Raw genomic sequence first — 13353 nt, forward strand, 5'->3', positions numbered from 1 at the left:
GCGAAACGAAGGGGGACAAAAGATGTCAATCGTAAAAAAAATTATTATATATATCGTGATTACAATCTTGGTAATAATAGGGGGAGCTGTAGGTTTTGTCATATGGTCACTAGCTGCTTCCAAAACATCTACTGTTGGGGAAATCACTTTTGAAAATTCGTTAAAGATCCCCGAATTGCTGGAATTTGAATTAGACAGTGAAGGAAGAAAAGTATTTGATTTGACATTTAATCAAGGTGAAGTCGAGTTTTTAAAAGGAAAATTGACTGAAACATGGGGATTGAATGACCCTTATTTATCTCCAACCATCAGAGCTTCAAATGGAGATAGCGTAGTAGTAAATGTGACTAATAAAGTTGGAGAAAAAACAACGTTGCACTGGCATGGAATGCTACTTCCATCTGAAATGGACGGTGGGCCACATCAAATGATTTATCCTGGGGAGACATGGTCACCACAATGGAAGGTAAATCAGCCTGCGTCTACGACCTGGTTCCATCCGCACCTTCACGGTGAGACAGAAGATCACGTTTACCGCGGAGCAGCTGGAATGTTTATTGTTGATGATGAAAATTCTAAGAGCCTTGAGCTTCCAAAGGAATATGGAGTAAATGATATACCTCTCATTATCCAGGATAAAAATTTCAACAATGATGGAAGCTTGTCTACAGGCAGTAAAATGTTCAGTAATGTGGGCATATTGGGTGATGAAATTCTAGTTAATGGTACACACAGCCCTTATTTTGAAGCCACTACAAACCTTGTTAGGTTCAGGGTTCTCAATGCATCAACTGCACGTGTGTATAATTTTAGTTTGGATGATAACCGCAGCTTTCATATGATAGCGACTGATTCAGGTTTGCTAGAATCTCCGGTAGAGTTGGAAGAGCTGATGCTATCTCCAGGAGAAAGAGCAGAAATTGTAGTAGAGGTAGTACCTGGAGAAACAGTAATTCTTCAAAGTAAAGATCCGAACCTTGGAGCTCCATTTTGGGGAGAAAGATACAATGGCGGAGACGATGAATTTGATATTCTTGAAATCAGAGCAAATCAAAAGCTGACACAGCTACCTGACCTACCAGAAAAATTAGCCACTATTAAACTTCCAAACAAAGACGAAGTTGTAGAAACTCGGTACTTTGAGCTAAACGGCTATGATCGAATCAATGGACAAGAAATGGACATGAATAGAGTGGATCATGTTATTACAGCAGGTTCAACTGAGATATGGGAAGTGTCCAACCCAAGAGAAGAAATGTATCATAACTTCCATGTCCATGGTATTCACTTTGAAGTCCTAGAAGTGAATGGCGAAAAAGCACCTGCCCATATGAGAGGATTGAAAGACACAGTTTACCTGGCTCCAAACAGCAAGGTAAAGCTGATTGCACGTTTCGAAACCTATTCAGATGCAAACTATCCTTACATGTACCACTGTCATATCTTATTACACGAAGACATGGGGATGATGGGGCAGTTTTTAGTCGTAGAACCTGGAGCAAATCCATCGAGAGAGTTAAAAGGACACGATAGGCATAGACATTAATTAACTTAAACTTTGGGACGGCCCTCATGTTTCTAAACAAAGCATATACTAGGGCCGTCTTTGATTTTAATAGAAATGATTCATGGGTGAAATTGGTATAAAGTGTTATAATCTACATAAAAGTAAGATCTAACGTGAAAAATGTGAGGTTAAGATGAAACAATTTATTATCCAAACAATAGGTTTAATGCTATTTTGGGGCTTGTATTTTGGTTATGAAGAGACAAATCTGTCTCCATATTCAATCATGATTTGTGCAGTAGTTATGACATTGTACTTTTTCCTAAAAGTAGCTCAAAAACCGTTTTATTTATTTAGTGTCATTTCAGGACTGTTATTGATCCTTGGAGTTGCAGAAGCAGATAATCCTTACATTTTATTACTATTACTATATACTGCTCTATTAGCCTCTCAACAACTGGATAGTGCCTATTTTAAAATACTCGTAATGATATCTGTAGCCTGCTTATTTTTATTCTTTTTGATAAATGTTATTAAGCTCTCTGCTTTTTGCTATTTTCTATTATTCTATTTTTTGGCCATACAGTTAAATGCGTTGTGGACGAAGAAACAAGAGCAGCGGGACTTGTATGAAGAATTGCTGGGTGAATATAGAAAGGTAAAGAGACTTGCGCTTGTAACCGAGGAGGAAGCACGCTATCAGGAACGGACGAAGATTGCAAGAGACATTCATGATTCTGTTGGACATAAGCTAACGGCGTTACTCATGCAACTAGAAATTCTCTCTATTCAAAATGGTGCTGAAAACTATCAAGAACTCAAGGAGATAGCAAAGGATAGTTTAGAAGAAACTCGATTTGCTGTTAGAACATTAAAGGACAAGGAATATGAGGGTATTGCTACGATATTGCAGCTCATTAAAAAGCTAGAGGCTGAAAGTCATATCATGGTTCACTTTACTACAAAGCAAGGAATTCTTTCAGACAGACTCACCAACGAACAAAGTGTTGTGCTATACCGAGTTATACAAGAAGGGTTAACAAATGCGATGCGTCATGCTCACTCACGCGAAGTACAGGTTGTCCTTGGTAAAACGGCAAATGGAAATATCGAGTTTGTAATTGCGAACCGAATCTATAAAAAGGAACCATTTCAGGAAGGCTTCGGATTACAAAATATGAGAAAGCGTGTGGAAGAGCTAAAAGGTACTCTAACAGTCTATCAAACGGATGAACAATTTATCATAAAAGGGATGATTCCATAGAAATGGAAAGGAGGATAACTGTATGTGGAATGTGTTAATTGTAGAAGACCAGTCCATTGTTAGGCAAGGTTTAAAGCTTATGCTAGAACAGGATAACCAAATCAAGGTAGTTGCCGAGGCGGAAAATGGAGAAGAGGCTATTAAGAAGATGGAGTCTCACGTCATTGATGTTGTGTTAATGGATATACGGATGCCTGTCATGAACGGACTTGAAGCGACAAGAAAAATAAAGAAACGATGGCCTCTTGTGAAAATTTTGATCCTAACCACATTTAATGATGATGAGTATGCAATACAGGCTTTGAAAGATGGTGCAAATGCATTTCTATTAAAGACCTCAGATAAGGATGTCTTACTTAATGCAGTCCATAGTTGCTTGCATGGAGGCTTGCCAATCCATGAAGAGGTTATGGCTAAGGTAATGCCCCGATTATTACATAGGGTAGAGAAAAAACTTGATATTCCTTTATCCTCTCGAGAGCTAGATATTACAAGATTAATAGGCGAAGGGAAAACTAATAAAGAAATCGCAGACGAATTATTTTTATCAGTTGGAACGGTTAAAAACCATATAACACAAGTTTTACATAAGTTAGAGCTTCGGGATCGCACGCAGCTTGCCATTTTTGCTGTAAAAAATGATATTACCTGACATTCAACGGGTGTCCAAGGGTCTAAATGGGCCTTATGGATAGCCCTTTTTCTTTTTAAAAATGACTTAGGTCATGTTTTTATACATCAACAAGTGACATCAGATAGTGTTGCTCTCAAATCAAAATAGCTATCATGAAACTATAAAGGAGGGGACGGTATGTTAGAGGTAACCAATTTATCGAAAAAATATAAACAAAACTATGCAACGCAGGGTGTTAATATGTTCTTGGAAAAGGGAGAGATTGTGGGGCTTCTTGGTCCGAATGGGGCAGGAAAATCAACTACAATCTCCATGCTATCTTCACTCGTTGTTCCAACGTCAGGTGATGTAAGACTCCTAAATGAGAGTGCAATTAAAAATCCACGGAACATCCGTAAAATTTTAGGGGTTGTTCCGCAAGAAATTGCACTTTATACAGATTTATCAGCAGAAGAGAATTTGCGTTTCTTCGGCGAGATTTATCGTTTAAAAGGTGCTGAATTGAAAAAAAGAATCGATGAGGTGTTGGAACAAGTTGGACTGACTGAACGTCGAAAGGATCTTGTCAAAACCTTTTCTGGTGGTATGAAAAGAAGGCTTAATATTGGAGTGGCTTTGCTGCATAATCCTGAAATCATCATCATGGATGAACCGACTGTGGGAATTGACCCACAATCTCGAAATTATATATTAGAAACCGTAAAGCGCCTCAACCAGGAGAGAGGGATGACTGTATTGTATACCAGCCATTACATGGAGGAAGTCGAGTTTTTATGTGACCGAATTTATATTATGGATAAAGGTCATATTATCGCATCTGGTACAAAGGAAGAATTAAAGAACATTCTTTCCTCCGAAAATACAATTTCAATAAAAGTTGAGAGAGTAAAAGAGGAGTTTATCAAACAACTTCAATCAGACGCTACGATTCGTCAAGTAAAAACACAGGATCATCACGTAACAATCATAGTTCCTAAGGAGTACAACCTGTTTAAGAAAATTTCACAGGTTGCCGAAGAAACCAATACAACTTTGATTTCAGTTGATGTTAAAGCTCCGACACTAGAGGACGTTTTCCTGCATCTAACAGGAAGGGCTCTAAGAGATTAGTAGGTGGTGAGCAGATGATTATTCCTTTTATTAAGAAAGATTTAGTAGTATTGCTTCGAAACCCCCAAGAACTAATGGTATTACTTCTGATGCCACTTTTGCTGATTACGATTCTTGGTTTTGCCTTAGGGGGTGTGATGGGGAAAGATGCACCTCCAATTTCAGCTAAGGTAGCATTCATTGACCATAGCGATGAGACTAAGGATATAGAAGCTTTTATGGAAAAGGTAAAAGCAAAAAGTCTACCAGTGGAGGCAGTAGAAAGTTTATCTCAAGGGGCAGATCAGCTTAAGCCAATTCAAATACTGGTAAACGAGGTGTTTGGAAATAAAGAGCTAAAAGAAATTGTTCAGCTTGAAAAGATAAACCAGGACCAGATTGATGCTGTTTTGAATGATGAAAGTTATGCTGCAGTCATTGAAATACCAGAAAATTTCACGTTGGATATCCTTTCTTCTGTTTTACTTGAAGAGCCAGCTTCCACTTCAATTACGTTATATAAAAATGAAGGGAAGGTGATTTCTACAAATATAGTGGAGGATGTTCTACTTCATTTTCAAAAGCAGCTTTCTACTATGACTGTCATTGGGAAAGCGGGTATTCTGCTAGAAGCTGTAGACAGCAAGGCATTTGGGGCAGTTGAAACTGTTTCGAAGCGGGATCCTATTAACTCCGTGCAATATTATACAGTAGGTATGAGTGTGATGTTTATTATGTTTATTGCATCAAATAGTAGCTCTTTTGCCTATCGAGAAAAGCAACTTCATGTATTTAATCGAATTATATTATCCAATACTTCTAGATGGTCGTATCTTACAGGTGTTTTCTTCTCGGTCATGCTCATTGCATTTATACAACAAATCATTCTATATGGCGTAACATCTCTAGTGTTTGATGTGGTATGGGAAGACATTCTAGGGTTCATAGTTGTCAATTTATCACTCTGCTTTGCGATTGGTGGTTTAGCAACGCTATTAACCTCGCTAAATTTCAGAATCAATTCAGAAGCTGTTTCTAGTTTTTTCGGGAATGTCATGGTCGCTATATTCGCATTTTTAGGTGGAAGCTTTACTCCAATTGGCGATTCATCCTCAGTAATAGGGTTTTTGGGGAATCTCACCCCAAATGGTGCAGGAATGAGTTCGTTGCTACAGTTGTTACAGGGAGCAGAGCTTTCAAGTATTTACAACCATATTCTCTTTTTGCTGGTATTTGGTTTGATTATGATGACAGTGGCAGTTGTTAGTTTTCCAAAAAGAGGTGATGCCATATGATAAGCATTCTAAGGGCGAAGTTTCAATTATTTAGTAGAAAGCCAATGCTTATGATTGGCATGACAGTGATGAGTATTCTCTTTGCAATACTATTAGGTAGTACAAATTATAAAACGATTCATGCACCCATTTTTACGGATATCAAGAATATTGAAGAAACGGCACTTTGGGAGGAGTTAACCCAATCTGAGGCATTTGAATTTGCGATCGTAACCGAAGAAGAAGCAAAGGAAATGGTGAGTGAAGGCGATGTGGAAGCAAGTGTGAAGGTTAATGAGGATTCGTATACAATTTTCATTGCAGCTGAAACAAAGAATCTACATTTACTAGAAAGCTATTTTCAATCTGTCTATGGCAACCTCTTATTGGAAAAAAGGATCGACGAGGCTGCGTCAGCATCCCCGGATATTGATAAGGAAGGACTAGTAAGTGAATTAAAGGAACGAGAGGAAAATCCATTGTTTCAGGTAGAGACTGCTTCTTTCCGTGGAGATGAATCAGTAATCATTGATAACCAAATGCAGACGATTTTCGGTTTTACACTCTTTTTCGTTATTTACACGATATCCTATAATGTTCACCATATTTTACAGGAAAGAACTTTGGGCGTATGGGACCGGATGATTTTATCGCCTCTTAAGAAGTGGCAAATGTATGCAGGGAACCTAACATATAGCTTCCTGATGGGATACTTTCAAGTTGCCTTAATCTTTTTCGTTTTCCGTTATGTACTAGATGCTAACTTTTATGGAGGATTTGGAAAAACGTTACTCGTCCTAGTTCCATATGTTTTTTCCATCGTAGCCTTAACGATGTTTTTAGTAAGTATTGTTAAAAGCACACAGCAATTTAATGCGATCATCTCTCTTGTTTCGGTCAGTATGTCGATGCTAGGTGGTGCCTACTGGCCATTGGAGATAGTCTCGTCCGACTTTTTGTTAATGATATCTGATTTTGTCCCAATTAAACATGCGATGGAAGGGTTAAAAGGTGCGACAATCTACGGTGAGTCAATAAGTGAATTGATGTATCCAATGAGTATTATGACCTTAATGGGTGTTGTGTTAATGGGGATTGGGATTAATGTGATGGAACGAAGGAATGCGTAATGAGTGAAAAGTAAGTATTTTAATTTATAAGAACTGAAGGTAAACATGGTGACGATTTCGCAGGTTTTTTAATAAATTGACCCTCTGGAATCGTTCACATGTTCTTATCATTTTTATGCCTCCATGGTGGGGGCCAACTATTTCGGAAGTACAGTTAAGCGCTGATAAAAAACTTACCCCGATAAAGGGATTACATGCCTCAAGCATCGCATTATATTCAGGATCAATATTTCGAAACATAGAAATAAACAATGATGGGCCGTTAAACTAGTAAAGGCTAATCCATAAACAACCCCAATTACCGGCATCCACTTCCACTTAACTTTTAAAAGCAAAATCGCAAATATAAGGGCAATTGCCATTTGAATCATATGAATGGGCGGAAGATGTCGCAAACAATAAACCCTGTAAATAAATTTGTTAAAACCTGAAGGAAGAGCACTCTACTTGCAAATATCGTGTACATATTAAGCATTACACTCCCTCTTTTCCTATTTTTTTCACCCTAAGCCTTTCCTCATCAGTCTATTTTCCTGTTTTAACATTATTAAAATAAAATGAAAAATAGACCATTAATGATAGATAAAGAGAGTAATTCAGTTGGCCGCTCATAAATAAAAAGGGTTCGAATTATGTAATAAGCTGAAAACTACAGTGAATGAGTGTGTACTAAAAAGATAATTATTGGTCAACATTATATACATCTCAATTTCAATACAACCTACTACCAATAAATGTTATATAATAATAGTAGATATAATTATACTAAGCCATAGTAAACATTACACAATCATCTTAGATATGAATGGGGTAGGGCCATATGGAGCAAAAAGACGTACATATACTTCAGCAGCAAGTAACTTTACTTAGGGCAGAAGGTAAATATAAAGAAACGATTGAGGCTGCTTATGATTTGATTAAGCTAGGTGTGGAAGTGAATAGCCATAAGTCTTTGTTAGTGGGTTATATAAATCTAGCAGCCTCATATTATTGTATAGGTGACATAGAGGAAGCATTTAATAGTATAGAAGCATATAGCGAGATTTGTAGGAATCAAGGAGATGAACCAGACTATTTACAGCTTTATAACGTGCTTTTTTTACTTTATGACTATAATAAAGATTACGAGCATGCGAAACAGACCTTGTCGAAAAGTATTGCGTTAGGAGAAAAGCTGAAGAAATACAATATAATCAGTAATGGATATAGTAATTTAGGTTATGTGCTAATCCGGGAAGAAAACTTCAAGGAAGCCTTAGAAATGGCTAAAAAAGGATTGGAAATGGCGAAGATACATACTCCAGAAAGTCCTATTTTAGAAATTCGTGTTAGTTTAAATATTGCTCATGCATATATTGGACTTGGAGAGATAGAGGTTGCTGATACACTCATTAACGAGATTACGAATCATCCAGTATTAGATTCATTTATTAGAGAGAAGTCTCAAAGTTATATTTTGAGAGGTAATTGGCATGTGAAGCAAAAGAATTGGAAGGAAGCAATGGAATCCTACAATTCTGCAAAAGAACTTGTAGAGAGCTACCAAGATCTAAATTTGCTTAAAACCATTCAAGAGAAACGTTGTAAAATCTGTGATGAAATGGGCGATATCCAACTTGGCTATCATATTCAAAAAGAGTATATTTCGCTATTAAATGAATTAAATAAAAGAGAACTCTCATTAAAAGGAGTTAAGCTTGAAGTAAAACATCATATTAAAGAAATGGAACAGAAGGCCAATACGGACTTTCTGTCAGGGGTTTATAACCGAAGTTACTTAGAAACAACGGCAAATGAATGGCTTCGTAAAGCGTATAAAGAAAAAGAAAACGTTGTGTGCATTGCATTTGATGTGGATGATTTCAAAACAATAAATGATAAGTACGGTCATTTATGTGGAGATGAAGTCATTAAACAAGTAGGTACGGTGTGTAAAAATTTAATGAAGGACAATGAGCTGTTTGGTCGCTACGGAGGAGATGAGTTTGTGATGCTTCTGTATGGCGGAACGATAGAAACGAGTAAGGAAAAAGCTGAAAAAATTAAGAAAGCTCTAGAGGAATTATACATTGATAGTCAAGGTAAATCCCTAACGATTAAAACAAGCATGGGTGTAGCGAACAACCAAAAAGGACTTGTAAAAGAATTTAAAGATCTTTTTCTCTTAGCTGACAAGAGCCTGTACCAGGCGAAGGAAAATGGTAAAAATCAAATTTTTGTGTATGAGAATAAAGTGTAAATAGAAACTGGTGCACTCTTTGTGGCAAGAGAATATAGTTTGGAAAGCAGAACATGAAGATGGTCCTCATGTTCTTTTCGTTGTGCGCTAAACGAAGCAATAACTAGGACCATCCTTTTGTTCCCATAAAGTAAGGGTTTATCAGAATTCTATGTTAATAGGTAAACATGTGGAAATGTATTGTATTTTATTGTTAATATTTATAAAATTATGGTTATTAATACCAAGCCTTTATTACCGTTTTTTATAACTACAAATATAGAATCATGGAGGTAGGGAGATGGATTTACAGAGTTTAAAAAGAGAATATGCGTTAAGTACGAATAAAGGAATTGCGATGTTTTACGGTGGTATGCTCATTTGGTTGATCCTTGGATTGGTAAGCTTTGTTTTACCGAAGGAATTAAATGCATATATTTATTTAGGAGCGACTGGTGTTTTCTTCCCAGTTGGGATACTAGTTTCTAAGGTATTGAAGATTGATTTTTTCGCCAAAAATAACCCACTATCCACTTTAGGTGGATTACTTGGTGCACTACAACTGTTTTTTGCTCCATTGCTTATCATGGTTGGATTTCAACACTATGAATGGGTTCCTTTTGTAGTAGGCGTGTTAACAGGGGCTCACTTTCTACCATTTATGTGGCTCTATGATAGTAAAGCCATGCTATTCCAAACCATTGTTACTGTTTTAGTATCTACACTAGTTGGATTACTATTTATCGAATCTGCTCTTACGCTAGTTCCTTTCTCACTAATGCTGGTTTATTTTATTACAGCCATGTTAATTAGAAAGGAAGTTGCAACTCTAAAAATACAAGCAGAACCATCTATAGCAGGATAAATAAAGATATTTCTGAAAAAAAGTGCCCGTCACAATAAGAGTGTGTAGAAAGGAGTGGTGTTTTGAAGCGGAAAAAAAGCATAATTATAATAGCCATTCCAATTCTTTTAGTTTTGATTTTTGCACTAACATACATCCCTCACAAGGTCGTGAATATAGAGGCATCTAACGTTTCGAAGATAATAGTTTTCGATGGGAACACAGGGTACGAAATGGAGATTACTGAAGAAAAAAAGATAGAGCATATAATCAATAATCTTAACGAAGTAACTTTTCAAAAAGGGAAGTCTTCATTTGGGTATATGGGTTATAGTTTTAACACAACCATTATTGATAAAAAAGGCAAAACTATTAAAGAGTTAATCATTAACTCAAATAACACAATAAGATACAGAGGTTTTTTCTACAAATCAGTAGATAATCCAATTGACTATGATTATATAGAAGAGTTAGTGCGAAAATGAGTTAATTATATGAATTGGAGAAAGTATCCTTTTAGATTCTAAAAGGATGATACGAGAATTAGAATAAAGTGTCTGTTACTTATCAAGTGACCGGCACTTTTTTTTATATGTTCCTATTCTTTTGCTAGGCTAGTTTATAATAATGGATAATAGACTCATAGTTTAATAGGAGAGTGCCTAGGGGACGGAGGTAAAGGCTTGGAAGGAAATCGTAGTAAGCTTAGTGGAGGATTTCACAACGATGTTTTTTTAATCGAAGGGGAAGACATAGTAGAGAGAATATCTGAATCAGGAAAAACAGAGGATATGGTTTTACAAGAGTTAGAGTGGATGAATTTCTTGTATGAAAGAGGGGTGGCTCTTCCTAAGCCACACATGCCTTTAATAGTAGAAGAAGGAAGAGTAAGGGCGTATTTTCAATATATTCGTGGTGAGCATATAGATGTAACGAACAAAGCACATTGGAATGTAACTACATTTAAACAACTTGGTAGAATTCTAGGGAAGATGCATTCTTTATCCAAAGAGTTTGAGATAGATAAGAAACATCGTCCAGTATGGACTGTTGAAAACCCAGATGTTTTTGGAATTAGAGAAAATCTGAGTCCTTGGATGGCTGAGAAGTACGATAGATTAATGGAGAGTTTAAATACATATGTTTGTACACCAGATACCTTTGGGCTAATTCATAATGACTTTCATCAAGGGAACGTAATGATCAATAAGGAAGGTAGACTCGTGACCATTGATTTTGATGAATGTTCTTTTAATTGGTTTGCCCAAGACATTGGGGTCATTTTCTATCATGCGTACTGGCAGCACAGCTCTTTCAATGGAGAGGCCGATACTTTTTCTAAGACATTTCTTGAGCATTTCTTTTTGGGATATCAAGAAGAAAATAACCTTCATAAGGATGTCATTAAGCAAATACCTACTTTTCTAAAATTACGAGAAATATTTTTGTATCAACTGTTCCATAAAAAGTGGGATATGGAAAACTTAGAGGAATGGCAAAGGTACACTATCCATGACTTAGAATACAAAATTACACATGACGTACCTTATGGAGGTATGACGGATTTTTAACACTATTATCATAAAGTGCCTGTCACTTGTCGTGTATGCACATGAACAATAATTTTCACTACAACCAACTTAATCAAACGCTTGATGAATCGACTTCAACCCAAGTCTGGCAACGGGTTGGAAAAAACAAATAAACGTTTGTTTGACTTTCGAACATAAAAAAGTAACCAGTAAGTAAGGGCGATTCCGATCGTCCGAGACCCGTGGTTCGAGTTGAAGTCCGAATCCAGGGTCATTTCAGACTTCGATTTTGTGGTTGTTCGAGTTGAAGTCCGAAAACACGCCTCATTCAGACTTTGATATCAGAATACAAAGCTCTTTTTCACTGGTCCCGGAGTCGCCCCTATTTTTTTCTTCCCACTCAAAGATCTTGGTGAAAGTAGCTCAGGCTACTTGACTATCATTAAATAAAAAGGGTTCTTACAAGAGATGGGGGCAGGCAATTTTCTATAAAAAAGAGAACATGGTCTTGGACGGAGCCCATATATTTCCTGTTTTTTTACCAATTGTTTTTGTATATAAAAATACCATTCAGGGCCGATTTTCGTTAAAATAAACATTGGCGATTATTACATTAGTTTTTCACAATATAAATGCCAAACGTATTTGTGTTTAATAATAAGTTAGTAAGCATGATATAGGGTATATCTTTTGAATTGTATCCATAGTGAGAGGATTTGAGTTTGATATGATAGATAATTTTTGGCGTGATTTACCACGACCATTTTTTGTACTTGCACCAATGGAAGATGTGACAGATGTTGTTTTTCGTCATGTAGTAGCTGAAGCCGGTCGTCCGGATGTGTTTTTCACTGAGTTTACAAATTCGGATAGTTATTGTCACCCAGAGGGTATGAAAAGTGTGCGTGGCCGATTGATTTTTACAGAAGATGAACAGCCAATGGTGGCACATATTTGGGGCGATAATCCCGAAAATTTCCGTCAAATGAGTATTGGTATGGCAGAACTAGGATTTAAAGGCATTGATATTAATATGGGCTGCCCTGTACCGAATGTGGCATCAAGAGGGAAAGGAAGTGGCCTTATTCTCCGTCCAGATGTGGCAGCAGAACTTATTCAAGCAGCAAAAGCGGGTGGACTGCCTGTCAGCGTGAAAACACGACTTGGCTTTAAGGAAGTAAGCGAGTGGGAGGCGTGGCTTACCCATATTTTACAACAGGATATTGCGAACCTTTCTATTCATTTACGTACTAGAAAGGAAATGAGCGAAGTAGATGCGCATTGGGAGCTAATTCCGGAAATCAAAAAATTACGTGACCGTATCGCACCTAATACGCTGCTCACAATTAATGGAGATATTCCTGACCGTCAAATTGGCCTTCAGCTTGCTGAACAATATGGTATTGATGGTGTTATGATTGGGAGAGGTATTTTTAAAAATCCATTTGCTTTTGAAAAAGAGCCCAAAGAGCATAGCAGTAAAGAATATCTTGATCTTTTAAGACTACAGCTTGATCTTCAAGATCAATATGCAGAAGTACTGCCACGTTCAATCACAGGGCTTCATCGCTTTTTCAAAATATATGTCAAAGGATTCCCTGGAGCGGCGGAATTAAGAAATCAATTGATGAACACGAAATCAACAGATGAAGTGCGTGCAATGCTTGATAACTTTCAAAAAGAATGTTAGGAGAAACAGAAACATGGGGACGGTCCTCATGTTTCTTTCGTTTCGCTAAACGAAGCAAACACTAGGACCGTCCCCGTGTTTTCCTAGTAAGGAAATAAAAAAAGTTTATCTAATGGGAACCAATTGTTGATTCAAAATCCTCTAATATATGTAAAACCTAAAAAAATTAAA

General features: G+C 36.9%; 11 protein-coding genes. All 11 read left to right on the plus strand.

The window, feature by feature from the left end; translation table 11 throughout:
- Positions 1-22 precede the first annotated feature (22 nt).
- Positions 23-1546 (plus strand): multicopper oxidase family protein, encoded by a 1524-nt coding sequence (locus J2Z26_RS00220; protein WP_193537663.1) that lies wholly within the window; start codon positions 23-25, stop codon positions 1544-1546.
- A gap of 154 nt (positions 1547-1700) precedes the next feature.
- Complete coding sequence (locus J2Z26_RS00225; protein ID WP_193537662.1) at positions 1701-2771, plus strand: sensor histidine kinase; 1071 nt, start codon at positions 1701-1703, stop codon at positions 2769-2771.
- Between the two features lie 22 nt (positions 2772-2793).
- Positions 2794-3423 (plus strand): response regulator transcription factor, encoded by a 630-nt coding sequence (locus J2Z26_RS00230; protein ID WP_193537660.1) that lies wholly within the window; start codon positions 2794-2796, stop codon positions 3421-3423.
- 159 nt (positions 3424-3582) lie between these two features.
- Positions 3583-4515: an ABC transporter ATP-binding protein gene (locus tag J2Z26_RS00235; protein WP_193537658.1), complete on the plus strand. Its 933-nt coding sequence runs from the start codon at positions 3583-3585 to the stop codon at positions 4513-4515.
- 14 nt (positions 4516-4529) lie between these two features.
- Positions 4530-5789, plus strand: a complete 1260-nt coding sequence (locus J2Z26_RS00240) for an ABC transporter permease (protein WP_193537656.1) — start codon at positions 4530-4532, stop codon at positions 5787-5789.
- The gene (locus J2Z26_RS00245; RefSeq protein WP_193537654.1) at positions 5786-6898 is read left to right on the plus strand and encodes an ABC transporter permease; all 1113 of its coding nucleotides are present in this window, start codon (positions 5786-5788) and stop codon (positions 6896-6898) included. Before J2Z26_RS00240 ends, J2Z26_RS00245 begins: the two co-directional genes overlap by 4 nt.
- 820 nt (positions 6899-7718) lie before the next feature.
- The gene (locus J2Z26_RS00250; protein WP_193537652.1) at positions 7719-9137 is read left to right on the plus strand and encodes a tetratricopeptide repeat-containing diguanylate cyclase; all 1419 of its coding nucleotides are present in this window, start codon (positions 7719-7721) and stop codon (positions 9135-9137) included.
- A gap of 280 nt (positions 9138-9417) precedes the next feature.
- Positions 9418-9981 (plus strand): DUF7010 family protein, encoded by a 564-nt coding sequence (locus J2Z26_RS00255; protein ID WP_193537650.1) that lies wholly within the window; start codon positions 9418-9420, stop codon positions 9979-9981.
- 62 nt (positions 9982-10043) lie between these two features.
- The gene (locus tag J2Z26_RS00260) at positions 10044-10445 is read left to right on the plus strand and encodes a hypothetical protein (RefSeq protein ID WP_193537648.1); all 402 of its coding nucleotides are present in this window, start codon (positions 10044-10046) and stop codon (positions 10443-10445) included.
- Positions 10446-10643: 198 nt separating this feature from the next.
- Positions 10644-11531, plus strand: a complete 888-nt coding sequence (locus tag J2Z26_RS00265) for a phosphotransferase enzyme family protein (protein WP_193537646.1) — start codon at positions 10644-10646, stop codon at positions 11529-11531.
- A gap of 688 nt (positions 11532-12219) precedes the next feature.
- Positions 12220-13182 (plus strand): tRNA dihydrouridine synthase, encoded by a 963-nt coding sequence (locus J2Z26_RS00270; RefSeq protein WP_193537644.1) that lies wholly within the window; start codon positions 12220-12222, stop codon positions 13180-13182.
- Positions 13183-13353 lie beyond the last annotated feature (171 nt).

It is taken from the genome of Cytobacillus luteolus (assembly GCF_017873715.1).
Lineage (GTDB): Bacteria > Bacillota > Bacilli > Bacillales > Bacillaceae_L > Bacillus_BV > Bacillus_BV luteola.